This window comes from Candidatus Sphingomonas phytovorans, assembly GCA_029202385.1.
Classification (GTDB): Bacteria; Pseudomonadota; Alphaproteobacteria; order Sphingomonadales; family Sphingomonadaceae; genus Sphingomonas; species Sphingomonas phytovorans.
The window spans coordinates 263,960-288,438 of sequence record CP119314.1 but is presented as its reverse complement, the minus strand read 5'-3'; the positions used below and the strand labels follow the sequence as shown (position 1 = coordinate 288,438).

Sequence of the window (24,479 nt, the reverse complement as noted above, 5' to 3'; positions counted from 1 at the left end):
ATTACTTCCTGTTTCCCAAAACCTGGTCGAGCGAGCGGGTCGTGTCCCACACCTCGTTATTGTCCTTTGCCTCGTCGGCGAAGCGCACCTTCACCGTCACGTCCATGCCCGCCGCCTTGAGCGGCATGGCGAAGCTGCGCTCGACCGCACGGCGAGTCGCATCGCGCGCCAGATTCAGCGGTATTGCTTCATGCGCCTGGCGCACCAGTTCTTGCTGCCCGGCGCGACGATTTGCGTCCTGCAGCTTCGAATCGGCATCGGTGAAGGTCGAGAGAATTCCGCCCTCGCCATATTCGCGCATCTGGGTGAGATCGATCTGCGGCGCGGAGACCTCGACCGGCGGCAGGACCACGCCGAGCGTGCGGGTCCCGGCATCCCAGGTCACATCCTTTTGCCGCAGCTTGGCGAGATCGACTTCGTAGCGGACCATACCGGGCATGATCAGCGTCTTCTTCGCGCTCAGCCCGAATTGCGACTGGGTCGACGTGGTCACCGCCACGAAGCGCGCGGCGAAGGCCGAAAGCCGGTTCTGTTCCTTCAGGCCCTGAAGCGAAGCGCTGGCGATCGTCACCGGATCGGGACCCTTCACCTTGCCGCTGACATAATAGCCGAGCGCCCAGAAGCTGCCCGCGATGAACAGGGCGATCAGCGCGAGCGCGCCGGCAAACTTGCCGAGGAACTTCATGCCGCCATCTCCCAGGCGTCTCCTCTGAGCGAGACGAGGCCCCGGTCGCGCAGATCGATCAGATGGGCAAGCACCGATCGCTCCGCTGCGGGAAAGAGCCGTGGGTCGATGCCGACATACATGCGCTCTACCATCGCCGTGATCGCCTGGGGCTGGGTACGGAGCAGGCGCAGGATCTGGCCCTCGCGCTGCTTGCGATGGCCGATCATACCGCGGACGAGGCGCCTGGGATTCTCCACCGGGTCGCCATGCGCCGGATAATAGATGCGGTCGTCGCGGTGCATCAGCTTGTCGAGGCTGGCCATGTACGCCGCCATATCCCCGTCGGGCGGCGAGACGATGGTGGTCGACCAGCCCATCACATGGTCGCCCGAGAAAAGCGCCCCGGCCTCGGGCAGCGCGAAAGCGAGATGATTCGACGTGTGCCCGGGCGTGGCGACGGCGGTGAGCGTCCAGCCATCGCCTGAAACCGACTCTCCTTCAGCCAAGATACGATCAGGCGCGTAGTCAGCGTCGAACGAAGCGTCAGCGCGAGGCCCAAGATCGTCGAGCGCGAGGGGAGCGCAGCCGACGATCGGCGCACCGGTAGCGACCTTTAGCGCCCGCGCGGCGGGGCTGTGGTCGCGATGCGTATGAGTGATGACGATAGCGACGACCGGGCGGCCCGCAATCGCACGGACCAGCGCCTCGACATGACCGGCATCGTCCGGCCCGGGATCAATTACGGCCAGATCGGTCGTGCCGACCAGATGGGTCTGCGTGCCGGTATAGGTGAAAGGCGACGGGTTCGCTGCCAGCACCCGGACGACGAGCGGCTCGAGCTGCTCGGCCACGCCTGGTAGTTGCTCGCTCATGCGGTGCAGATGGCGGGTCGCGAGCGGCGGCGCAACCCTGTCCCTGCTTGCAGGGTGAAGAGCCCGGCTTTGCGTCGATACCGGTTCATCACAATGGCGAAGGGTCTTCCCGCCGCCGCGAGAAGGCCCCTCACCCTCTGCCCAAGCAAGGAAAGGAATAGAGGAAGAAGGCTGTTTCCTGCCTCAGTTCACCCCGGCCAGATTGGCCTCCATGTCCCGGATCGCGCCGTCGAGCGCCTTGATCGCTTCCCTGCGTCCGGTCTCGTTCATCGCCTGATCGTTCCGCAAGTTTTCCTGGGCGGCGCGCAGACCATCCAGCGCGCCCCGATAAGCGTTGCGTTGGATATCCTTGCTCTGCGCTGCAATCGCGGCGCCTTCACGCGCGGCCCGCTCGATGCGGTTGGTGCAGATGATAATGACGCGCTTGTCGCCCTTCTTCTCATTGGTCACCATCTCACCGCGCCGGCCGTCGCCCGTGCAATTGCGGGACGAGACTTCGGGGATATTCGCCATATCGGGAAAATCGCCGGTCACTAGCTTGCCGTCTTTTTCGCGGCGCGTGATGCGCACGACCTTGCGCGTGGTGACCTTGCCGTCGGGCGAAACGCTGATGGTCGTGCTGTTCTCGTTGCCGTTACCGTTCCACGACGGTGCCGCGGGAGGCGCGGGAGGTGCAGAAGGCGCGGCCGGAGCAACATTCATCGCCTGGACCGGCATGGGCACAGGTGCAGCATTCATCGCAACGACCGGGGCTGGCGCCGGCATCGGCGCAGGCTCGGGAGCCGGTGCCGGCGTCGGTGCCGGGCCGTCTTCCGCCGGAGAGGCAGCGGCGGCTATCGGGCTGAGCTCGGCCAGACTGACCCCCGTCGCCTTTTCGACGCCTGATCGCACGCGTTCGGCCGCCTGCGTGCCCGACGCGGTGACCCCCAACCCGGCCAGGGTCAGCATCGCGACTGTCGCACAGCCGCTGACGAGGCGCAGGCGCGACGTCCTGTTGGTGCTCAGCATTCTCAGCCTCCCTTTCAGATCCTCTATCGTATGGAGATGGCATGCGGCCGAAACGGCGCCGCCATGGGCCGCCTTGACGATCGCGCAGGCATAGGTGTGCCGCAGCATCGGATTCTTGCCGGCGAGAACACGCGCGTCGTTGGCGATTTCCTGATCCGCCCGAAAGGCACGGAAGGCGCGCCAGGCGATCGGGTTGAACCAATGCAGCGCGAGCACGACGAGCGCGATCCAGTTGGCGACCAGATCCCCGCGATGATGATGGCCAAGCTCATGGGCCAGCGCGAGATCCCGTTCATCGAGATCATAACGCTCGGTGAAGTCGCGCGGGAAGGCGACGTAGCGACGCCAGATGCCGAAGGCGAGCGGGCCACTCGCGGCATCGGTCTCGATCAGCTGGATTCCGCCCTCGATCTCCGTCTCGCGCGATGTCTCCGCCAGCATGCGGCGGCAGAAGCGGGCGTGCGCGGTCGCATGCCAGGCGATGAACGCCACCGCACCCAGCACCCAGAGCGAGACCAATATGGGGCCAAGCGAGGGATTTTGAGCGACGGGCGCGGTGGCGTCTCCGCCGAACGGTTCGATCACATAGACAGTGATCTGCTCGCTCGCGCGGATCACTGGCGCGACTGCGATCTCGCGCCAGGATTGCGGCAGGGGCGGAAGGAAGAGCCGGAGCGCGGGCAGCGCCCACAGCGCATAGGCGATGTCAGGCCCAAAGGCGCGGCGCACCGGCCCGCGCAGCAAGAGCACCACGACCATCAGCATCGCCGAAGCGATCAGCGCTTCGATAGCCCAAGGGATGAGGCCAGCGCCGGTCACGACTTGAGGCCTTTGAGCAGCGCCTCGATCTCGGCGATGTCCTCATTGGTCAGCGCGTCACGCTCGGCGAGATGCGCGACCAGCGGCGTCAACTTGCCGCCGAACAGCCGGTCCATCAGTCGACGCGATTCGCCCTCGACATAGTCGCCGCGCGCGACGAGCGGATGATACAGATACCGTCGCCCATCCTCCCGGTGCGCGATGATGTTCTTGGCCAGCAGCCGGCCGAGCAATGTCTTCACGGTATTGGCCGACCAGTCACGCTCCGGCGGGATGCGTTCGGCCACGTCCTGCGCGGTCAGGGGTGACTCATCCCAGAGCACCTCCATCACCGCATGTTCAGCATCGCTGATCCGCTCGCTCACGATTCGCTCTCCGTAATGACCACATCTGTAATCGTACTGTTTACACCTGTAGTCAAGCGGGTGAACGATCAATGAATGAAGGCGCTCGACAGCCCGCCCCCGTACCGGCAAGCTCCCGCGAAAATCGGGAGAGAGAGGCATGAACCAGTTCACCGTCGCCGCCACCGGGCTGCGCTTTCCCGAAGGCCCCGTCGCGATGCCCGATGGCAGCGTGATCCTGGTCGAGATCGCCGCCGGATTGATCACCCGGGTAAAACCGGATGGATCGACGGAGACGATAGCCAGGCCCGGCGGCGGGCCGAACGGCCTCGCAATGGGTCCGGACGGCAAGCTCTATTGCTGCAACAATGGCGGCTTCAACTATGTCGAACGTGGCGGCCTGTTGATCCCCCATGGCCAGGCCGATGACTATTCAGGCGGGCGGATCGAGCGGATCGACCCCGAAACCGGGGTGGTCGAGACACTTTACCGGGATGGCGATTTCGGCTGCGTGCTGCGCGGCCCCAATGACATCGTATTCGACGCGCATGGCGGCTTCTGGTTCACCGACCATGGCAAAAACCGCCCCCGCGAGCGGGACATCACCGGCATCTTCTACGCCAAAGCTGACGGCAGCCATCTGGAAGAAGTCATCTTCCCCAGCGAGAATCCCAACGGCATCGGCCTCTCGCCCGACGGTGCAACGCTCTATGCGGCCGAGACCTATACCTGCCGGCTGATGGCGTTCAGCGTGACTGCACCCGGCAAGGTTGACGCGAGCATCGGGCTCGGCGGCGCAGGCATCCCGCTTTATCGCCCCGCCAGCTACAAATTCTTCGACTCGCTCGGCATCGAGGAGAGCGGCAATATCTGCGTCGCGACGATCGGCGAGAGCGGGATCAGCGTGATTTCGCCAGCAGGCGAGCTGGTCGAGTTCGTCGCGACGCCCGATCCGTTCACCACCAATATCTGCTGGGGTAGCCCCGACAGGCGCACGGCATGGATCACCTTGTCAGGCACCGGCCAGCTTGTCCGCATGGACTGGCCCCGGCCCGGCCTGAAGCTTGCCTATTGAGAGCCGGCACTATCCGGCAGCCTGATCGACACTGCGTGCGTTTCGTGCAGGTGCACTTGCAGTATCCGTGCGATTGACCGGCGGGCGCGCCGATGGCTTATGCGCGCCAAGAGGATGTTTGCGGAGACGATGATGAAGAAGCTCTATCCCGATGCAGCGGCAGTGCTGGATGGGCTCCTGTTCGACGGCATGACGATCTGCGCTGGCGGTTTCGGCCTGTGTGGCATTCCCGAGCGGCTGATCGACGCCATTCTCGCGGCGAGCACCAAGGACCTGACCATCGCCAGCAACAATGCCGGGATCGACGGCGAAGGCCTGGGCAAGCTGTTGCGCAGCCGCCAGGTGAAGAAGATGATCTCCTCCTATGTCGGCGAGAACAAGGAGTTCGAGCGGCAATATCTGGCGGGCGAGCTCGAGGTTGAATTCTGCCCTCAGGGCACGCTGGCCGAACGCTGCCGCGCGGGCGGCGCGGGCATTCCCGGCTTCTACACCAAGACCGGTGTCGGCACCCAGGTGGCCGAGGGCAAGGAAGTGAAGGTGTTCGACGGCCAGGAATATATCCTGGAACGCGGCATCCGCGCCGACCTGTCGATCATCAAGGGCTGGAAGGCCGACGAAAGCGGCAACCTGATCTTCCGCAAGACGGCCCGCAACTTCAACGCGCCGATGGCGACCGCCGGGAAGATCTGCGTCGCCGAGGTGGAGGAAGTGGTACCGGTCGGCAGCCTCGATCCCGACAGCATTCATCTGCCCGGCATCTATGTGAAGCGGATGATCGTCGGCGCGCCCTACGACAAGAAGATCGAATTCCGCACCGTCCGCGAGCGCGCGGCGGCGTGAGCGGGCCTTCTTCTTCCCCTCTCCCGCTTGCGGGAGAGGTCGGGAGAGAGCCTGTCCGACATGATGCCTCCCTCCCGACGACATGCCCTTCCCTAGCCCCGCCCGCAAGCGGGCGGGGGATAGCGTTGGCGCTCGCAATTACGCTTTCCGCATGTTCCACGGCACAAACACCACCGCCGGCGGTAGCGGCGCCTGCCCCGGTTGCTGCTGAACCGGTGGCTCCGCCTCCCACCCTGCCCGCCCCTACCGTCCCCGCTGGCATGCAATATCTCTACGGCTCGGGCGAAGGATCGGCGATCAGCGTCCAGGCATGGCGCGGCCTGACCGGCTATGTCGCGGCCCAGGTCAGCAACCGCCCGGTCGACAGCGTGGTCCTCGCTTCCGACGCGACGCTTGCCGCACCTGGCTTCGTACCGTGCGGCAAGAAGCCCTTCGCCGCGGTGTTCGATGTGGATGAGACGGTGTTGCTCAACCTGGGCTTCGAATATTCCGACGCCGCCAACCCCCGGCCCTATGACGAGGCACGCTGGCAGGCATGGGAGAAGACGGGCGTCGACAAGGTCGCCGCCGTCCCGGGTGCGATCCAGGCGCTGACCGAGCTGCGCAAGCTGGGTGTAACGGTGGTGTTCAACACCAATCGCTCGGCCGGCAATGCAACCCAGACCAGCGCCACGATCGATAGTGCGGGGCTTGGCCCGGCGGTCCATGGCGACACCCTGTTCCTCGCCGGCGACGATGCCACGGGATCGAAGAAGGACGGCCGCCGCGCGACAATCGCCGCGAAATATTGCGTGATCGCGATGGGCGGCGACCAACTCGGCGATTTCAGCGACCTGTTCAATGCCGGCCTCGCCCCGATGCCGCGGCGTGATGCCACGCTCGCCGCGCCCGTCGCGGCGAAATGGGGCGCCGGCTGGTTCGTACTCCCCAACCCCGTCTATGGCAGCAGCCTCAAGGGCGGGTTCGACGACGTGTTTCCTGCAGACAAGCGCTGGGCCGAGCCCGCGCCCACGGAGAAATAAGAATGGCCTGGACCCGTGACGACATGGCGGCGCGTGCCGCGCGCGAGCTGCAGGACGGCTTTTACGTCAACCTTGGCATCGGCATCCCGACTCTGGTGGCGAACCATATTCCCGAAGGCGTCGAGGTGACGCTCCAGTCCGAGAACGGCATGCTTGGTATCGGCCCCTTCCCGTTCGCGGGCGAGGAGGATCCCGACCTGATCAACGCCGGCAAGCAGACCATCAGCGAGCTGCCGCAATCCGCCTATTTCGGTTCGGACCAGAGCTTCGCGATGATCCGCGGCGGGCACATCGACCTGACCGTCCTCGGCGCGATGGAAGTTGCCCAGAATGGCGATATCGCCAACTGGATGATCCCGGGCAAGATGATCAAGGGCATGGGCGGCGCGATGGATCTGGTCGCCGGCGTGAAGAAGATCATCGTGGTGATGGAGCATACCAGCAAGAACGGCGACCCGAAATTCATCCCGACCTGCACCCTGCCGCTGACCGGCAAGAATGTGGTCGACATGATCATCACTGATCTCGCCGTGTTCCAGCGGCCCGATCATCAGTCCCCCTTCCGGCTGATCGAGATGGCGCCGGGCGTGACGGCGGACGAGATAGCGGCGAAGACGACGGCGCAGTATCAGGCCTGATGGCCTACACCCTCATCACCGCCAATCGGAACTATTCGAGCTGGTCGCTGCGGCCATGGCTGCTGATGAGGGCCTTGGCCATTCCGTTCGCCGAGCGCATCGAACCGTTCGCGAAACCGGACAATTATGCGGATTTCCGCGCCTTCTCGCCGAGCGGGCAGGTGCCGGTCCTGCTCGACGGCGATCGCACCTTGTGGGATTCCTTCGCGATCGTCCTGTATCTCGCCGAGCGCCATTCGGGCATCTGGCCGCAGGATGAGGCGGCACGGGCCTGGGCCATTTGCGCGGCAGCCGAGATGCATGGCGGTTTCGGGGCATTGCGCAACGACTGCACGATGAATGTGGGTGTCCGCGTCGCGCTCAAGGCGCCCTCGCCAGCACTTGAGCGCCAGGTCGCGCGGATCGGCGAGCTCTGGGCCCAGGGGCTTTCGCGCTTTGGCGGGCCGTGGCTGGCCGGCCCCGACTTCTCGGCGGTCGACGCCTTTTATGCGCCGGTCGCCTTTCGTGTCCGCACCTATGGACTGGATGTCGGGACCGCTGGCGCTGCCTGGGTTGCGCATATCCTCGATCATCCCGCGATGCGCGAATGGGAAAGCGTTGCCCTGACCGAAAGCTGGCGCGAGACGGCGCATGAAGCCGAACTCGCCGCCGCCGGCACCGTCACTGCCGACTTCCGGGTGTGATCCGGCGTGCCGCCATCGCCGCAGCCATCCTTCTGGCCCTTGTCGCAGGCCTGATGGCGGCCTTCATCTCTCCGCCCGGCCTGCTGAGCCTGCTCGACGGCGCGGCCGGCGGCGGCACAGGCTCCACCAGGCCGGGCAGCGCCCTGCCCTTCGGCACGCATGGCCAGACGCTCGACGTCTGGCGCCCCTCCGGCGAGGCCAAGGCGAAGCGCCCGGTGCTGATCTTCTGGTATGGCGGCGGCTGGGCCAAGGGCAACCGCCGCGCCTATGCCTTTGCTGCGCGCGCCTATGCCAAGGCGGGTTTCGTCGTGGTCGTGCCCGATTACCGCAAGGTACCGAGCGTACGCTTCCCTGCCTTCCTGGAAGACGGCGCCGAAGCAGTGAGATGGACCCGCGACCATATCGGTGAATATGGCGGCGACCCGGAACGGATTGCGATCGCGGGCCATTCCGCCGGTGCCTATACCGTCGCGATGCTGGCACTCGACCCGCGCTGGCTTGATGCGGCCGGCGTCGATCCGGGCATCATCAAGGCAGCGGTCGGGCTGAGTGGCCCTTATGACTTCTACCCCTGGAGTTCGCAGCGTGCGGAAGAGGCGATGAAGGGCGTGGCCGATCCGGGGATGACCCAGCCGATCAATTTCGCGCGGGCGGACGCGCCGCCGATGTTGCTCGTCACTGGCGACAAGGACACGACGGTGCGACCGCGCAACGCGCTGCGTCTCGAAGCCAGGCTCAAGACGCTGGGGGCGCCGGTCTCCCTGCTCGTCCTTCCGGGGCTCAGCCACGAGGGTGTGGTGATGGCGTTGTCCAGGCCGTTTCGCGGCAAGGCCCCGGTACTGGCGGAGAGCGTGACGTTCATCAACGCAGCGTTCGACAGGAAACAGCAGGCTGTATTGCGCCGATAACACGCGCCGAGGTAGGACGTGGGCATGACGACCGCGCTCCTGCCTCCTCTCGTTCCCGCCGCCGCGCTCGAGACCCGGGTGGCGACGCTCCCCAAACGGAAAAGCTGAAACCGATGCGCATTCTTCTTACCGGGTCGAGCGGCTGGCTCGGTCGCTTCCTCGCACCCCGCCTCCGGGCCCTGGGCCATGACGTCACCGGCCTGGACGTCGCGCCGGGCATCGACACCGACGTGATCGGCACCGTCGCCGACCGGGCGCTGATCGACCGGCTGTTCGGCGAGCGCGGGATCGACGCGGTCATCCATGGCGGTGCGCTGCACAAGCCGGACATCGTGCGCTATCCGAACCAGGCGTTCATCGACGTGAACAGCAGCGGGACGCTCAACCTGCTCGAGGCAGCGGTCGCGGCCAGGGCGAGCCGGTTCGTCTTCACGTCGACCACCTCACTGATGATCTCGACCGCGATCCGCGAGGCACGGGGCGAAACGGCGGTGTGGATCGACGAGGAGATGGCACCGCTCGAGCCGCGCAACATCTATGGCGTGACCAAGCTTGCCGCCGAACAGCTCTGCCGCCTGATCCACAGGGACCATGGCCTGCCGGTCATCGTGCTGCGCACCTCGCGCTTCTTTCCCGAGGATGACGACACCCACCAGGAACTGTCGGGCGAGAACATGAAAGCCAATGAGCTGCTGCATCGACGGCTGACGGTGGAGGACGCGGCCGAAGCGCATGTCGTCGCGCTGGAACGGGCACCGGAGATCGGCTTCGGCACCTTCATCGCCTCCGCGCCGACGCCCTTCACGCGCGATGAGGTAGCAGCGCTCAAGACCGATGCTCCCGCGGTGATCGCCCGCTATTTCCCCGACGCGGCGGCATTGTACGAACGATATGGCTGGCACCTGCCCCGATCGATCGACCGCGTGTATGATTCAGGCCTGGCGGAACGGGTGCTTGGGTTCCGGTGCGGGACCGATTTCGCGGCGGTGCTGCAGGCGATGCGCGATGGCGAGAAACTGCCTTTCGCGCATGACGCCAGTTACATCTCCCCCAAGGAAATCCTCGTCGCAGGGTGAGCGACGTAGCGGCCGGTCATCTGCGACGGCGACGCATCTTGCGCCAGTCGCGACCGAGCTTGCGAACGCCCATCCAGGTACCCGTTCCGCAGACCAGGGTTACGGCCGCCAGCAGCAGTAGAACGACGATATCCCATAGCGGCCGTGACCGGAGAATGGGGAAATCCAGGCTGTGCAGCCCATCCTGCAGCCAGCGAAAACGCCTGCCGTTGCGATCGAACGCACGGATCAGCTTGCCCGAGTCGGGATCGATATAGAGCCGCGTCGCCTCCGCGTCGGACAGGATGGCGCGCCACACCGGAAGCTTCATCGGAAATTTGTGGGTGTAATAATAGGCGTCTTCATCGCTAAGCCTGTCGAGGGAGACGACAGGCGGACCGTTCCGCAGCGCATCCTTCAGGGCTTCAGCCCGAAGCTGTTCAGGTCGTCCGCCGGCGTCGAAGCGCACCATCCGCCCGTCCTGGCCAATTGCGATGAGGAACATGCGTCCGCCGAGCGGCGCGCTTTCCAGCCGAACCGTCCCGGCGGGCATGGCACCGAGCCGCGAGATCGCTCCCCGCATATCGCCCCATGTAACGGTTCCGGCCAGTCGCTGCCGCTCCGCGAACCCGGCCATGCTGTCGAGGAACCCCCATGGGTTCATCGAGAAGAGTCCGCTGGCGACCCAGGTCAGCGTCAGCAGCCCGAAGAACAGGCCGAACATGTGGTGCCACCACCATAGCCCGCGATAGGGCGAGCCGATGCTGCCGTCGCGCCGTCGCCGCAGCCGGGCAATGCCCACCCAGATACCTGTCACGGTAAGGAAGCACCCGATCAGCGAGGTCCAGATGACCACCTGGCTCCACGCTTCCCCATTCTGCCGCAGGATCGTCGGGTAGAGCCAGTGGGGCACCGCGCCCAGCCAGCCCCAGAAACGTTCGAACCGCGTCGTCTGCTGCACCACCTCGCCGCTGTTGCCCGCGACATAGATGGTCGTGGCCGAGGGATCGTCATAGTCGACCCGGTAGAGCGGCTGGTTGCGCCTGAACTCCTGGACCGTCCACTGGTCCATTTCCGTTGGCGCAACCGATCCGGGCGGCCCCGCAATGCCGAAACGCTGCCCGAAACTCGTCGCTATGGCGCGAATATCGGCCACCGGCAGCGTCGCGATCGCCTTGCCCGAGGACAGATCATAGCCGCCAGGCGTCATGCGCATCTGGGCGATCGGGCGGGTCGGATCGATCATCGGAACCACCCGAAGCACCGGCCGCCCCGCCATCATCTCCAGCTTCGCCGACGAGAGCGGCGTCTCCGCCGGCAGATCGACACGGGCCAGCGCGTCCGCCCCCGGCAATTGCAGGGGCGCGAGCCCCCGCACCTGCTCGGCAGGCATGAGCCGTGGATAGTCGACATACATCATGACGAACCCGGACAGGCACCAGAGCGTCATGAGAGCGCCGATGATGATGCCGAGCCAGCGATGCAGGAAGAGGACGGGGCGGAGCATCACCGGCTCAGAAGCTCAGGCCGTAGCTGACCCGGAGCGTCCGGGGCACGCCGCGGGTGAAATAGAGGAAGCGCCCTCCGGCATCGGCGGGCGCCGATCCGAAGCCCCGCGTCGCATATTCCCGGCCCGTCACATTCTCGACATTGATCCCGAACCGGTTCCGGCGGGCGCTGCCATCCACATAGAGATGCGCCCCGAAGTCGACGATGGCGTAGTTGCCGTAGTTCTGGCGCGGAAAACCGGACGGCGACGAATAGGTGTCCCCCACCCAGTTGACCGAGACATTGGCGCCGAAGGGCAGGCTTTCGGGCGCATAGCTGACCGATCCCTTGGCGAATTGCTCCGGCGTGCGATCCCGCTGCCTGGTCGCGCCTTCGTTGCGGGCGCGGGTGTAGGTGTAGCTCGCCGCGACATGCCAGTCCTGCGCCACGGTCGCGTCGATCTGGAACTCGGCGCCCCGCACCTTCACCTTGTCCTTGACGTTGATGTAGGTGCCGTTGGGAAAGGCGGGATCGTCATAGGTCGCATCGATCAGGTCGGTGATGGTGCGCTGGAAATAGGTCGCCTTCCAGTTCAGCGCGCCACCGGCCAGGGTGAATGCCCCGCCAGCCGTCAGGTTGAGGTTGAGGCTCTGTTCGGGCTTCAGCTTCGGGTTGCCGATCTCGCAGCACGGATCGATGCCGTAGAGCGACGAGGCATCGGGCAGCACGAAGGACGTCCCGCCGATCCCTTCCAGATACAGGCTGTCGGTCACGTCGAAGCGCCCGCTGACGTTCCAGACGGTCTTCTTCGCACCGCCGGTTTCGTTGTAGCGCACCCCGGCCGTCAGGCGCGCGCGCTTGCTGAGTTCATCGGTCGTGCGGACCTGGAAGATGCCGGCATGAACCTGCTCGGTGATCTTGCCGATCAGCAGGACGTCGTCGCGACCGTTGAAGTTCTGGAAATCATAGCCGATCAGATATTCGAGACCCTGGTGCGGGTGCAGCTTGACGACGGCGCTGCCGCCATAGTCCTGATATCCCCAGAAAGTGCCCTCGGGATACACCGTGATCGGCGGGCCGGCGGGGATCGGGTTCAGGATCTGGACATAGGCAGTCTTCCAGTCGTGAAAATAGCCCTTCAGGAAGAACTGGACGGTGTCGCTGCCGGTATAGTCGAGCCGGACGCTGGCGATTTCCTCGTTGCGGTCGTTGCGGCTGGTGTTGACCCGCGTGGGGGAGAGATTGTCCAGCTTTGCCTGGGTATGTTGATATTGCAGGTTGAGCCGCAGGTCGGACGTGAAGTCGAACTGATATTTGCCGCCGACCGACCACAGGCGATATCCACGCTTCTGGTCGCTCGCGCTTGGCTGCATGACGCTATAGGGGCGATAACCCTCCGCGTCGTTACGCGAAGCATAGACCACGAACCGGTGGTCGCCGATGCTGCCACGGGCATACCCATCGAGATTGGTGCCGCCGCGGCTGTCGACGCTGCCATTGACCTGGCCGTTGAAATCGTCGGTGAAGCTGCGGGTGACGACGTTGATGACGCCGGCGGCTGCCTGGGTGCCGTAGAACAGGCTCTCCCCGCCCTTCAGCACCTCGATCCGCTCGATCATGCTGGCGGGCAGCGTGTCGTTGGGCGATGTGCCGCCATAGAGGCGGTTGTTGATGCGGATGCCGTCGACCGTCCACAGCACGTCCTGCGTGCGCGATCCCTGAAGTGATACGTCCACATAGCTGAACGGGCCCGAACCCGGCTTGATGTAAAGGCCGGGAACGCTGTCGAGCGCGCTCGCGACATCAACGACGCCGCGATCGCGGACCTGTTTCTCGGTGACGGTCTCGATATCGCTGCCGTAGCGGGCCAGTTCCTGCGGCAGTGTTTCCTCGAGGCTCCTGCCGGTGACGACGATGGTATTCTCGTCCTCCGGGTCTTCCGCGTAAGCAGTGGTAACCGTGCATGCAGCGACGGCAACCGACATGGCCAACCGCGATGTGATGATAAACCTCATTCCGTAACCCCCGTGGCGTCGTTCGACGGTGGGCGGGGGCGTGCCGTTCACGAACGGTCGGCGCGCGCCAACGGGCGGACGCCAAAGGCGCCCGTTGCACGAACCGATGCGGCCCCAGCCGCGTGTTCGTCGCTCAGACGGAGTTCACCGTGCCGCGGCCATCCCCTGGGCCAGGGCAAGAGCGACCAGACGCCGGCAGGTTTCCTGGCTCACGGGTCACAGCTTGATGCATGCCTTCCCAGACCTCGCATGATTTAGCGTCCGGCCCAGTGGCTGCTCCTCCGGAAGGAGCGGTATGCATCGCGCTCGCCGCTTACAGTTGCAGGGACAGCCTCGGATTCAGGTGGCGGGCCACCCTCACCGCGTTCCCATTTTAAGCCCCTTGCGGGGCACCGACGCGATCAAGCCGACCGATATGGCGAACGGATGGTCGAGGCAAGATATTTCGCAATATTTCGCAAACGAGATATTTTAGGAGTATATACTGGCAAAATATTTCGCAATATTTCGCAACAGCTAAATGGGCCAACCCGACTCTCGGTGAGGGATCGCGATACAAGAACTCGCGAACGGCCGTTAGACTCGGCCCCGAACTCCGTTGCGAAGCGCATGCTCGGCACCCGCACCAAAGCCGATGCCGATCACCGCCCACAGCACCGCCTGCATGGCGAGGGACGCAATGCGAAAGTTCCACAGCAGCACGGCGGGGAAATCGACCGGAACCTCGTTGATGACGGGCATCACGACCTGAACGGCCGCGACCAGCGCGACGTAGCATCCGCCCGCGACAAGCATCGCGTTGAACGCGCCCAGCCGCTGCGACAGACCGCGGCCGAGCTTCGCCGCGATCACCAGCGCGACCACCGACAAGGCGATCATCGCGAAATAGGTGATGGTGCGGAAGGCAACGGTTTCGTGCAGGCCGACCGCAGGCGGATTCGGCGGGTATTTGAGTGCCGGCACGAGCGCGATCGCGACGAATCCCGCCACCGCCAGCAACAATGCGAGCGAGCGCGGTCCGAGCCGCGACCAGCGACCATAAAGACCAGCGAACACCAGCGCGAAGATGCCGCCGATCGCCGCACCGTAAAGTACCACCGCGATGACGAGGCCAAGGCCCTTCTGGACCGTGCGGCTAACCAGTTCGGGTTCGTCCATCCCGCCCATGGCATGCGCCTTGGCCGCTTCGAACGCGATTGCCAGGTCGACCTGCGGCTCGGCGATCAAGCGTGCGAACAGCACCGCGAGCAGCGCGGCGACCACGCCGGCCAGCATCCCGCGAATCAGGAGCGTGCGCGCCATGTCCCGGCCTTAGTGGCAGGGAAAGCCGAGCAGATGGCGACCGTCATGGACGAGTTCATGGACGTATTTGCCGCTGAAGAGCGATACCGCGCCCTGTTCGGTGCTGACGAAATAGAGGAAGATCACCGCGAGGAGCGTGCCGAAGAGCGCCCAGGGAAGAAGCTCGCCGAACGGGATCGCGGTCTCGCCGCGAACCGGAATGAAGACGTCGTCGGCAAAAAGGGTCGTAGCCGGCATATATAGCTCCTTGACCGGGAAGCGCGCGTCCCGCGGGATGATCGTCCGAGGAAGGTCTGACTCTCGACAGCACGCAGGCGCTGGCGATAACAGTGGCGCGACCGTGCCGGAATTTCACCGGCTTCTTCCTCGGTCCCTCCTGCCCTAGGACGGAACCGAGCGTAACGTCAACGATTCAGGGAGGCCCGTCTGGCCACGCGACTGACCCTGCTCTGCCATGCCGCGACGACGACGGCGCGTGTCGGCGGATTCGCCGATCCGGCCGAACCGCTCGACGATGGCGGGCTACGAACTGCCAGGGCATACCGAATTCCCCTGCCCTCCCCGCGGCATATCGCAACCAGCCCGGCACTGGCCGCGCGCCAGACGGCGGAAGCGCTTGGGCTGGTCGCCGACATCGAAACGGCACTCCGCGACATCGATCACGGCGAATGGACCGGGCGAAGTCTGGCCGAAATCCATGCCCTCGACCCTGACGGTATCGCAGCCTGGATCGCAGATCCCGTGGCAGGGGCGCCCGGCGGAGAGACGATGGCCGCAGTCGGCATTCGGATTGCCGAATGGCTCGCCGTGCAGGCCGATCGCGAGGCGCCCATCCTCGCGATTACCCACCCCATGGTGGTGCGCACCACGATTGCCGTCGCGCTTGGAATACCGCCGGACGGGGCGCTGCGGATCGACGTCGCCCCCCTCTCGATGGCGGTGCTGTCGTTCAACCGCGTCTGGCGATTGCAAGCGCTCGGCCCCGCCATTGCCGACAGCATGATCCTTCCCGGTTGAGCGCTTCAATGATCCTGGCGGCCCCGGAAATAATCGGTGTCGTTCATGTCTTGCAGCAGCGTCGGCCCGCTGGGCTCCCAGCCCAGAAGGGCTCTCGTTCGCGCGCTTGAGGTCGGAACGTCCATGCTTGCAAACATCGTGAACCAGCCGAAATGCGCCTGCGCCTCCTCGGGTGATATGGCCCTCACCAGAACATCCAGGTGATGCCCGATCGTCTCGGCGATCTTCTTGAATGGCACCCCCTCCTCCGCCACCGCGTGATACGGACCGTCGGTCGCACCCCGTTCCAGCGCGAGACGGTAAACCCGGGCGGCATCGACTCGATGCGCGGCCGGCCAGCGGTTGCTGCCGTCGCCGACATAGGCAGACACGCCCTTTTCCCGCGCCATCTCGATCAGGATCGGTACGAAGCCATGATCGCCGGCGCCGTGGGTTGACGGCGGTAGGCGTACGCTGCTCGCCCTGACGCCGCGCGCCGCCACTGCGGCGGCTGCGATTTCCGAGACGCGCGGAAAGGCCGGGCTCGGCACGTCGCTCTCGGTCGCGAGCCGGCCTGGCGCGAGCAATGCAAGGCCGGAAGTGACCAGCAGCGGGCGCTGCGATCCTTCCAGGACAGCGCCGATCGCCTCGATCGCCCGCCGATCCTCTTCGCAATTTTCGGCGAATTTCGAAAAATCATGATTGAACGCCGTATGGATCACGCCGTCCGCATGGGTCGCGCCGCTCCTGAGGCGGTCGAGATCGCCGAGTGCGCCGCGATGCACGTCGGCGCCTGCCTGGCTGAGCGCCTCCGCGCCGGCATCCGACCGCGCAAGGCCGAGCACCTGATGGCCGGCACCAAGCAATTCCCTGACCACGGCCGATCCGACAAAGCCCGTGGCGCCAGTTACGAAGACACGCATATCACTCTCCTCAATCACCAGATCCATTGTCGGAGCGCACGCCATCCTGTTAAAGTAGTGACCTTATCGGGGTATGATGACCAACAGGATCAGCATGACCACACAGGACAAGGCCCTGGGCATTTATCTCAAGGACCGGCGCACGCGGCTCGATCCCGCGGCATTCGGCTTTTCCGGGACGCGACGGCGCACCCCCGGCCTGCGCCGTGAGGAAGTCGCCCAGCGCGCCAATATCAGCCCCACCTGGTATACCTGGCTCGAACAGGGACGAGGCGGCGCACCGTCCGCGGACGTGCTCGACCGGATCGTCCGGGCATTGATGCTGACCGAGGTTGAGCGCGAACATGTGTTCCTTCTCGGCCTGGGGCGTCCGCCCGAGGTCCATTACAAGCCGGCGGAGGGCGTCACGCCACGCCTGCAGCGACTGCTCGATGCGCTCGACGTCAGCCCCGCGCTGGTGAAGACTGCAATCTGGGACGTCGTCGCCTGGAACCGCGCCGCTGCCGCCATCCTCACCGACTATGGCGCCCTTCCGCCGGACCAGCGCAACATCCTGCGCATGATCTTCCTCGATCCGCGCGTCCGCGACGCGCAATTCGACTGGGAAAGCGTCGCACGTTTCGTCGTCAGCGCCTTCCGAGCGGACGCGGCCCGCGCGGGCGCCGGCGCGGAGGTCGAGCCGCTCGTCGCCGAACTGTGCCGGTTGAGTCCCGACTTCGACGCGATGTGGCGGGACAATGACGTCCGCACCTATGGCGACGGCGTCAAGCACCTCCGCCACCCGATCCTGGGCCCAATCGCGTTCGAATATTCCTCGTTCGCCGTCGATGGCCGGCCCGATCTGAGCATGGTCGTGTACAATCCGGCGACGAGCGAGGACGGGGAGCGGGTCAGGTCCCTCCTGCGCGAACGGCCGGCCGGGGCGACGATCATCGGGGACGGCGATGCGGACGAAACCCTCGTCAAAAACGCCTTGTCAGACGAGTTGGCACCCCGCTCGACAAGCCAGGCCATGCGTAATTAAATGCCACGCCTGCTTGATCGGACGCAAGAAAGGGCTAGAGCGCCCCGCATGGCTTCCCGTCCACTCACCCTGTATGAAAAGATCTGGGCCGCGCATGTCGTCGAGCGTCGCGACGATGGCACCTGCCTGATCTATATCGACCGCCACTTGATCCACGAGGTCACCAGCCCGCAGGCCTTTGCCGGCCTTCGCGCGGCGGGGCGCAAGGTGCGCCGTCCCGACCTGACGCTGGCGGTCCCCGATCACAACCTGCCGACGACGGCGCGGATCGATGCGGCGGGCAAGCGCCTTCCGATCGCCGATGCAGAGAGCGCGGCGCAGCTCGATGCGCTTCAGCGCAACACCGCCGAATTCGGCATCGACTATATCGATGCGGTCGCCCCCGAGCAGGGCATCGTCCATGTCGTCGGCCCGGAACAGGGCTTCACCCTCCCCGGTACCACGCTTGTCTGCGGCGACAGCCATACCTCGGCGCACGGCGCGATGGGTGCGCTTGCGTTCGGCATCGGCACGAGCGAGGTCGAGCATGTGCTCGCCACGCAGACGCTGCTGCTGAGCCAGTCGAAGACGATGGAGATTCGCGTCGACGGGTCGCTCGGCTTCGGCGTCAGCCCCAAGGATGTGATCCTGGCCATCATCGGCAGGATCGGCGCGGCGGGCGGCACCGGCTATGTCGTGGAATATACCGGCGAGGTGATCCGCGCGATGTCGGTCGAGGGACGCCTGACCGTCGCCAACATGTCGATCGAGGGCGGGGCGCGCGCCGGCCTGATCGCGCCGGACGAGACGACCTTCGCCTATCTCAAGGGTCGCCCGATGGCACCCAGGGGTGCGGACTGGGAGCAGGCAGTCGCGTGGTGGAAGACCCTGCCGAGCGATCCGGCCGCGACCTATGACCGCAGCGTGAGGCTCGACGCGACCGATATTGCGCCGTCGCTGACATGGGGCACCAGCCCGGAGGATGTCGTGTCGATCACCGGCGTGGTCCCGGATCCCGACAGCTTCGCCGATCCGGCCAAGCGGGCGGCCGCCCGAAAATCGCTCGACTATATGGGGCTGACGCCGGGCACCGCGATGCAGGATGTCCCGGTCGAGCATGTCTTCATCGGCAGTTGCACCAACAGCCGGATCGAGGACCTGCGCGCCGCCGCCTCGGTGGCGAATGGCCGGCATGTCGCGGACGGCGTTCGCGCGCTGGTCGTCCCCGGTTCCGGACTGGTCAAGCGTCAGGCCGAGGCCGAGGGGCTCGACCGGATATTCCTCCAGGCCGGCTTCGAATGGCGCGAGCCGGGCTGCTCGATGTGCCTCGCCATGAACCCGGATAAAGTGCCGCCAGGTGAACGCTGCGCTTCCACTTCGAATCGGAATTTCGTAGGGCGTCAGGGACCTGGAGCGCGGACGCACCTGGTTTCACCCGCGATGGCGGCGGCAGCAGCCGTTACCGGGCGGTTGAGCGATGTCCGCGACCTGATGGGAGGGACGTCGTCATGAAGAAGGCCCTTATACTGCTGATCCTCGGCACCGTGCTGAGCGGCATCGCCGCCTATACCGCAACGGCCAAGCCGAAGCCGGCCGATGGAACGATCGCGAGCCAGTAATGAAAGCAGTCAGTCAGGTTTCGGGCCGCGCCTATCCGTGGGGCGCGAAGAACATCGACACCGACGTCATCATCCCCGCGCATTGGCTCAAGACCATCACGCGCGAGGGGCTTGGCAAGGGGGCGTTCGAAACCGTGCGCGCGCAGCCGGACAATATCTTCGACGATCCGCGCTATGCCGGATCGCCGATCCTGATCGCCGGCGATAATTTCGGTTGCGGATCGAGCCGCGAGCATGCCGCCTGGGCGCTGGCCGACATGGGCGTGGTCGCGGTGATCGCGCCGAGCTTTTCCGATATCTTTTCCGGCAACGCCTTCAAGAACGGCATCGTACCCGTCGTTCTACCGCAGGAAGCTGTCGATCGGTTGGTCGAGGTCGCGAAGACGGATTCCGTGACAGTCGATCTCGAGACAATGACCGTCACCACGCCTTATCAGGACCGCTTTCCGTTCGACCTGGACGCCTTTCGCCGTCAGTGCCTCATGGAGGGGCTGGACGAGATCGGGTTGACGCTGGCAAGGGATACCGCGATTTCTAAATACGAGTCCGGCGTCAACGAGCACCGGCCATGGATGAGCGGAGAACGAGCATATGCGGGCATTGTTGTCGAAGGCACCGGGCGGCCCTGAAACCCTCGTCATCGACGACCTGCCCGATCCCGTGGCCGGCAAGGGCCAGGTGGTGATCGCGGTCAAGGCGTGCTCGATCAACTATCCCGACGTCCTGATCATCGAGGACAAATATCAGTTCAAGCCGCCCCGGCCCTTCGCCCCGGGCAGCGAGATTTCCGGCGTGATCGACAGCGTCGGCGAAGGCGTGACCGGATGGGCGCCCGGCGACCGGGTGATCGCGACCACCGGATCGGGCGGCCTGGTCGAAAAGGTCGCGATCAACGCAACCAGCCTGTTCCGCCTGCCCGAAGGGCGAAGCTTCGCCGAAGGCGCATCGCTGCTGCTGACTTATGGCACGACCATCCATGCCCTGCTCGACCGCGGACACCTGGCCGAGGGCAATACCCTGCTCGTGCTCGGCGCCGCCGGGGGTGTCGGCCTGGCAGCGATCGAGCTGGGCAAGGCGTTCGGCGCGCATGTCGTGGCGGCAGTCTCGTCAGAGGAGAAGGCAGCCGTGGCGAAGGATGCCGGTGCCGACGTGACGCTGGTCTATCCTCGTGCCCCATTCGACAAGGACCAGTCGAAAGCGCTCGCCGACCAGTTCAAGGCCGCACTCGGACCGGGCGGCGCCGACGTGATCTATGATCCGGTCGGCGGCGACTATGCCGAGCCGGCATTGCGCTCGATCGCATGGGAGGGCCGCTATCTCGTCGTCGGCTTCCCCGCGGGTATTCCCAAGCTGCCGCTCAACCTCACGCTCCTGAAGAGCTGCGATGTCTGCGGCGTGTTCTGGGGCGCCTTCGCCGCGCGTGACCCCAAGGCGAACCAGGCGCATATCGAGCGGCTCTTCCGGCTGTGGAAGGACGGCAAGATCGCCCCGCGCGTGACCCAGACCTTCGCGTTCGAGGATGGTGGCAAGGCGATCGCCCGCATGGCGGCACGCCAGGCGATCGGGAAGCTGGTGGTGACGGTGGCGGAATAAGCTATTCCTCCCCGGGCAAGCCCGGGGAGGAATTCGTTCCGAGCCTCTCTCGGTCATGAGCGAGCGGTTGCGTCGCTGCGTCCCCCACCCTATCTCGACCCTGATACGTAAAATCGCCCAAGGGGAACGACCGACCATGAGCACTTTCGACGATCGCGAGCGGGCGTTCGAGACCAAATATGCGCGCGACGAGGAGATGGCGTTTCGTGTCACGGCTCGGCGCAACCGGCTGCTTGGCCAATGGGCCGCAGCCCAGATGAAGCTCACCCCGGAAGAGACCGACGCCTATGCCAAGGCGGTCGTCCAGGCCGATTTCGAGGAAGCAGGCGACGAGGACGTGATCCGCAAGCTGGTCAGCGACCTGAACGCGGCCGGCGTCGAGGTCGACGAAGGTGCGGTCCGCCGCGCGATCGAAGATCAGACGATCGAAGCCCGCCGTCAGCTGATGCAGTCGGAATAACGACGATGGCGATGGCAGCCGAAGAAATCGAGGCGCTGATCACCGGGGGCATCCCCGGTGCCCGGGTCGAGATCACCGACCTCGCCGGCGATGGCGATCATTATGCGGCGCGCGTGACGGCCGAGAGTTTCCGGGGCTTGCCCCGTATCAAGCAACACCAGGCGGTCTATGCCGCACTGGGTGGGCGGATGGGCGGCGTGCTCCACGCATTGCAGCTCACCACCGCGGTTCCAGAGTGACAGGAGTAGACCCAGTGACCGATGACGCACAGGCCCGCATCGCCGAGATCGTCGCCAAGAACGACGTTGTTCTTTTCATGAAGGGCAGCCCGCTCTTTCCGCAGTGCGGCTTTTCCAGCCGCGCGGTGGCCATCCTCAATCATCTCGGCGCAGAATTCGACAGCGTCGATGTGTTGCAGGATCAAGGCGTCCGCCAGGGCATCAAGGCCTTTTCCGACTGGCCGACGATTCCCCAGCTTTATGTGAAGGGCGAATTCATCGGCGGCTCCGACATCATGATGGAGATGTACGAGAGCGGCGAGCTCGCAAAGCTTTTCGAAGACCAGGGCGTCGTGACCGCCGGATAGCGACCAGGCCGGGAACGGCATCGACCGAGACAGGGCTTCGCCCGCGGTGGGAACCGCGGCGGGGCCCTTTTCTTTTCTGTCACCCGGTCCGCACAGGGATACGAAGCGCAGCAATGCCGCGTCGATGAGGATCAAGTGGTGATCCGGGAGGCCGGGTAGGGCGGACCGATGCGAGATCGGAGGGAGCATCGGTCCGCCCTGCTGAAGCGATGAACGCTCGGCATGCTCCAGACTATGCAGTCGGCGTGCCATTCCCCTCAAGTAAGGGAAAACCGCAGGTCACGATGGTTAATGTACTCCAGCGCCCCGCCCCCGGTGTAAAGTATCCCGACGTTTCAAGCCGATCGTGACGGCGAATCCATGACTGCCTGAAGCCCAGACATCGCGGACCTTCTGCCGAGGGTTTCGCCGCAGCGGATACAGAGAGCGTTGTTGCACGGGCGAACGGTCGCCGGGCTTACCGATACCGGCCGGCTTCATTTTCGAGCGCGGCGGGCTAGCAAAATGCCGCCGGCCGGTCCAGGAATCGCCCCTATGACAAACCAACGTACCGGCGGTCGAATCCTGGTCGACCAGCTCGTCGCGCAAGGCTGCGATCGTATCTTCACCGTCCCCGGCGAAAGCTTCCTCGCCGTGCTCGACGCGCTCCACGACACGCCGGAGATCGACCTGGTGGTGTGCCGGCAGGAGGGCGGCGTCGGCTTCATGGCCTGTGCCGACGGCGCGCTGACAGGGCGGCCGGGCGTCGCCTTCGTGACGCGCGGGCCCGGTGCGACCAATGCCTCGATCGGCGTCCATGTAGCGATGCAGGATTCGCAGCCGATGGTGCTGTTCATCGGCGATGTCGATCGCGGCACGAAAGATCGCGAGGCGTTCCAGGAGATCGATTTTCCGGCGATGTTCGGGCCGGTCGTGAAATGGGCGGCAAAGATCGACGATGCAGCGCGCATCCCGGAATATGTCGCACGAGCCTGGAATGTAGCGATGTCGGGCCGGCCGGGGCCCGTGGTGCTTGCCTTGCCCGAGGACATGCTGCTCGACGAGGTCGTTGCGGTGGATCGCCCCCGGGTGGGCCGTCCGGTCCAGGCGTGCGATCCTATCGTGATGAGCCATCTGGGCGCCATGCTGGGAGAGGCGTCGCGGCCGGTCGCCATCGTCGGCGGTGCCGGCTGGGACACCGAGGCGACGCGCGATTTCCAGAATTTCGCTGAACGCAGCGGCCTGCCGGTGGTCGCCGCCTTCCGGCGCCAGGATGCCATCCCCAACAGCTCGCCCGCCTATGCCGGCAATCTCGGCTACGGCCCCAATCCGAAGCTCGTGCAGCGGGTCAAGGACGCCGACCTGCTCCTTGTCGTCGGGCCGAGGCTCGGCGAGGCCACGACCGACGGCTATACGCTGATCACGCCGGACCATCCCGGCCAGAGGATCGTCCATGTCCACCCCGATCCGAGCGAGTTGAACAGCACCTACCGCGCCGATCTCGCCATCTGCGCCGGCATGCGCGAGTTCGCCGATGCGGTGCTGGCGATCGACATCCCTCCGCTCGAAGCTGCTGCGAAGGCCCGGGCGGACTATGAGGCATGGACCACCCCTGTCGCTCGCGATCTGAGGCTCGATCTCGGCCCATGCGTCGCGACGATGCGCGAGCTGCTCCCGACTGACACGATCATCTGCAACGGCGCGGGGAATTATTCCGGCTGGTGGCATCGCTACTGGCTCTATGCCGGCCCCGGCTGCCAGCTTGCCCCGACTGCCGGCGCGATGGGCTATGGGGTCCCCGCGGCAACTGCGGCGGCGCTGCGCCACCCGGACCGGACGGTTGTCGCACTGGCAGGTGACGGATGTTTCCTGATGAACGGCCAGGAACTGGCCACGGCAGTCGGGCACGGTGCGGACATGCTCGTCCTGGTGATCGACAATGGCGGATATGGTACGATCCGCATGCACCAGGAGCGCGAATATCCTGGCCGCATTTCCGGTACTGAACTGCGCAACCCGGATTTCGCGGCGCTTGGCCGGGCCTATGGCTGCTGGGCCGAAACGGTGGAGACGACCGAGGCGTTCGCCCCTGCCCTCGCCCGCGCCGTGGCGGAGAAAGGTGTGCGGCTGCTCCATCTCAAGACCGATATCGAGGCGATCACTGCCGGCACGACGATCTCGGCGATACGGAAACGCTGACCCGAACCTCCGGAGCCCGATGAATAGAAAAGGCCGCCCCGGTTACCCGGAGCGGCCCTTCCGTCATCTTTTGATGAAATGCGTCAGATGTCGTCGCCAAGGGCTCCCTTCACCTTGCCGGCGAGTTGCTGGCCCTTGCCTTTCAGTTCCTGAACGGCACCTTCGTCACGCGTGGCAGGATTGTCGCTCTTCTGCTTGACCTTGCCGATCGCTTCGTTGACATTGCCTTTGATCTTATCGACGAGTTCACCCATGTGCGTGCTCCTTGATCGTCTTACGGCACCGACGACCGGCGCCAGTCACTCCCGGGCAATCAACGGTTGACCTCGCCCGGGGTTCCTCCGGATCGCCGCGTGCCTGCCTCGCAAGACATTGAAAAACCGTC

The 24,479-nt window shown here is 65.3% G+C and carries 26 protein-coding genes and 2 riboswitches; of the genes, 16 read left to right on the top strand and 10 right to left on the bottom strand.

The window, feature by feature from the left end; translation table 11 throughout:
- Position 1: 1 nt before the first annotated feature.
- From P0Y59_01340 to P0Y59_01325, 4 genes are all read right to left on the bottom strand, one after another.
- On the bottom strand, positions 2-685 hold the full coding sequence (locus P0Y59_01340; GenBank protein WEK00369.1) for a DUF4230 domain-containing protein: 684 nt from the start codon (positions 683-685) through the stop codon (positions 2-4).
- On the bottom strand, positions 682-1,539 hold the full coding sequence (locus P0Y59_01335) for an MBL fold metallo-hydrolase (protein ID WEK00368.1): 858 nt from the start codon (positions 1,537-1,539) through the stop codon (positions 682-684). The genes P0Y59_01340 and P0Y59_01335 overlap by 4 nt, the downstream gene beginning before the upstream one ends.
- A gap of 183 nt (positions 1,540-1,722) precedes the next feature.
- Positions 1,723-3,366, bottom strand: coding sequence for a M56 family metallopeptidase (locus P0Y59_01330; protein ID WEK00367.1), 1,644 nt, complete (start codon positions 3,364-3,366; stop codon positions 1,723-1,725).
- A complete protein-coding gene (locus tag P0Y59_01325) occupies positions 3,363-3,731 on the bottom strand; it encodes a BlaI/MecI/CopY family transcriptional regulator (GenBank protein WEK00366.1) in 369 nt (122 codons plus the stop codon). The genes P0Y59_01330 and P0Y59_01325 overlap by 4 nt, the downstream gene beginning before the upstream one ends.
- A gap of 139 nt (positions 3,732-3,870) precedes the next feature.
- Between P0Y59_01325 and P0Y59_01320 the strand changes: the two genes are divergently transcribed.
- The 7 genes from P0Y59_01320 (at position 3,871) to P0Y59_01290 (ending at position 9,952) form a co-directional block, all read left to right on the top strand.
- On the top strand, positions 3,871-4,785 hold the full coding sequence (locus P0Y59_01320; GenBank protein ID WEK00365.1) for an SMP-30/gluconolactonase/LRE family protein: 915 nt from the start codon (positions 3,871-3,873) through the stop codon (positions 4,783-4,785).
- Positions 4,786-4,917: 132 nt separating this feature from the next.
- The gene (locus P0Y59_01315) at positions 4,918-5,625 is read left to right on the top strand and encodes a CoA transferase subunit A (protein WEK00364.1); all 708 of its coding nucleotides are present in this window, start codon (positions 4,918-4,920) and stop codon (positions 5,623-5,625) included.
- Between the two features lie 260 nt (positions 5,626-5,885).
- A complete protein-coding gene (locus P0Y59_01310; protein WEK00363.1) occupies positions 5,886-6,647 on the top strand; it encodes an HAD family acid phosphatase in 762 nt (253 codons plus the stop codon).
- 2 nt (positions 6,648-6,649) lie between these two features.
- Positions 6,650-7,285 carry a CoA transferase subunit B gene (locus P0Y59_01305; protein WEK00362.1) on the top strand — a complete coding sequence of 212 codons (636 nt, stop codon included), beginning with the start codon at positions 6,650-6,652 and terminating at the stop codon, positions 7,283-7,285.
- Positions 7,285-7,968, top strand: a complete 684-nt coding sequence (locus tag P0Y59_01300) for a glutathione S-transferase family protein (protein WEK00361.1) — start codon at positions 7,285-7,287, stop codon at positions 7,966-7,968. Before P0Y59_01305 ends, P0Y59_01300 begins: the two co-directional genes overlap by 1 nt.
- Before the next feature lie 53 nt (positions 7,969-8,021).
- Entirely contained in the window at positions 8,022-8,876 is an 855-nt protein-coding gene (locus P0Y59_01295; protein WEK02462.1) for an alpha/beta hydrolase, read from the top strand.
- 113 nt (positions 8,877-8,989) lie between these two features.
- Positions 8,990-9,952, top strand: a complete 963-nt coding sequence (locus P0Y59_01290) for an NAD(P)-dependent oxidoreductase (GenBank protein WEK00360.1) — start codon at positions 8,990-8,992, stop codon at positions 9,950-9,952.
- A gap of 16 nt (positions 9,953-9,968) precedes the next feature.
- On the opposite strand, the gene P0Y59_01285 is transcribed toward P0Y59_01290, so the two are convergent.
- The 4 genes from P0Y59_01285 to P0Y59_01270 form a co-directional block, all read right to left on the bottom strand.
- Entirely contained in the window at positions 9,969-11,438 is a 1,470-nt protein-coding gene (locus P0Y59_01285; protein ID WEK00359.1) for a PepSY domain-containing protein, read from the bottom strand.
- Between the two features lie 7 nt (positions 11,439-11,445).
- Positions 11,446-13,434: a TonB-dependent receptor gene (locus P0Y59_01280; protein ID WEK00358.1), complete on the bottom strand. Its 1,989-nt coding sequence runs from the start codon at positions 13,432-13,434 to the stop codon at positions 11,446-11,448.
- Positions 13,435-13,610: 176 nt separating this feature from the next.
- A riboswitch (cobalamin riboswitch) is annotated at positions 13,611-13,846 on the bottom strand.
- Positions 13,847-14,010: 164 nt separating this feature from the next.
- A complete protein-coding gene (locus tag P0Y59_01275) occupies positions 14,011-14,736 on the bottom strand; it encodes a CbtA family protein (protein ID WEK00357.1) in 726 nt (241 codons plus the stop codon).
- A gap of 9 nt (positions 14,737-14,745) precedes the next feature.
- The gene (locus P0Y59_01270) at positions 14,746-14,973 is read right to left on the bottom strand and encodes a CbtB-domain containing protein (GenBank protein ID WEK00356.1); all 228 of its coding nucleotides are present in this window, start codon (positions 14,971-14,973) and stop codon (positions 14,746-14,748) included.
- 31 nt (positions 14,974-15,004) lie between these two features.
- Positions 15,005-15,148: riboswitch (cobalamin riboswitch) on the bottom strand.
- 32 nt (positions 15,149-15,180) lie between these two features.
- Here P0Y59_01270 and P0Y59_01265 point away from each other — a divergent pair.
- The gene (locus P0Y59_01265; protein WEK02461.1) at positions 15,181-15,753 is read left to right on the top strand and encodes a histidine phosphatase family protein; all 573 of its coding nucleotides are present in this window, start codon (positions 15,181-15,183) and stop codon (positions 15,751-15,753) included.
- Positions 15,754-15,758: 5 nt separating this feature from the next.
- On the opposite strand, the gene P0Y59_01260 is transcribed toward P0Y59_01265, so the two are convergent.
- A complete protein-coding gene (locus P0Y59_01260) occupies positions 15,759-16,655 on the bottom strand; it encodes an SDR family oxidoreductase (protein WEK00355.1) in 897 nt (298 codons plus the stop codon).
- A gap of 76 nt (positions 16,656-16,731) precedes the next feature.
- Here P0Y59_01260 and P0Y59_01255 point away from each other — a divergent pair, with 76 nt between their 5' ends.
- The 8 genes from P0Y59_01255 to P0Y59_01220 all read left to right on the top strand — a co-directional run bounded on the left by P0Y59_01255 (position 16,732) and on the right by P0Y59_01220 (position 24,094).
- Positions 16,732-17,679 (top strand): helix-turn-helix transcriptional regulator, encoded by a 948-nt coding sequence (locus tag P0Y59_01255; protein WEK00354.1) that lies wholly within the window; start codon positions 16,732-16,734, stop codon positions 17,677-17,679.
- A gap of 48 nt (positions 17,680-17,727) precedes the next feature.
- Entirely contained in the window at positions 17,728-19,170 is a 1,443-nt protein-coding gene (leuC, locus tag P0Y59_01250; protein ID WEK00353.1) for a 3-isopropylmalate dehydratase large subunit, read from the top strand.
- A gap of 106 nt (positions 19,171-19,276) precedes the next feature.
- On the top strand, positions 19,277-19,906 hold the full coding sequence (leuD, locus tag P0Y59_01245; GenBank protein ID WEK00352.1) for a 3-isopropylmalate dehydratase small subunit: 630 nt from the start codon (positions 19,277-19,279) through the stop codon (positions 19,904-19,906).
- Entirely contained in the window at positions 19,869-20,870 is a 1,002-nt protein-coding gene (locus P0Y59_01240; GenBank protein WEK00351.1) for an NADPH:quinone oxidoreductase family protein, read from the top strand. Before leuD ends, P0Y59_01240 begins: the two co-directional genes overlap by 38 nt.
- Positions 20,871-21,006: 136 nt before the next feature.
- Positions 21,007-21,330, top strand: coding sequence for a DUF1476 domain-containing protein (locus P0Y59_01235; GenBank protein WEK00350.1), 324 nt, complete (start codon positions 21,007-21,009; stop codon positions 21,328-21,330).
- A 5-nt stretch (positions 21,331-21,335) separates the two neighbouring features.
- Positions 21,336-21,569: a BolA family transcriptional regulator gene (locus P0Y59_01230; protein ID WEK00349.1), complete on the top strand. Its 234-nt coding sequence runs from the start codon at positions 21,336-21,338 to the stop codon at positions 21,567-21,569.
- 14 nt (positions 21,570-21,583) lie between these two features.
- On the top strand, positions 21,584-21,916 hold the full coding sequence (gene grxD, locus P0Y59_01225) for a Grx4 family monothiol glutaredoxin (protein ID WEK00348.1): 333 nt from the start codon (positions 21,584-21,586) through the stop codon (positions 21,914-21,916).
- A 534-nt stretch (positions 21,917-22,450) separates the two neighbouring features.
- Positions 22,451-24,094, top strand: a complete 1,644-nt coding sequence (locus P0Y59_01220) for a thiamine pyrophosphate-binding protein (GenBank protein WEK00347.1) — start codon at positions 22,451-22,453, stop codon at positions 24,092-24,094.
- A gap of 83 nt (positions 24,095-24,177) precedes the next feature.
- On the opposite strand, the gene P0Y59_01215 is transcribed toward P0Y59_01220, so the two are convergent.
- On the bottom strand, positions 24,178-24,348 hold the full coding sequence (locus P0Y59_01215) for a CsbD family protein (GenBank protein ID WEK00346.1): 171 nt from the start codon (positions 24,346-24,348) through the stop codon (positions 24,178-24,180).
- Positions 24,349-24,479: the final 131 nt, after the last annotated feature.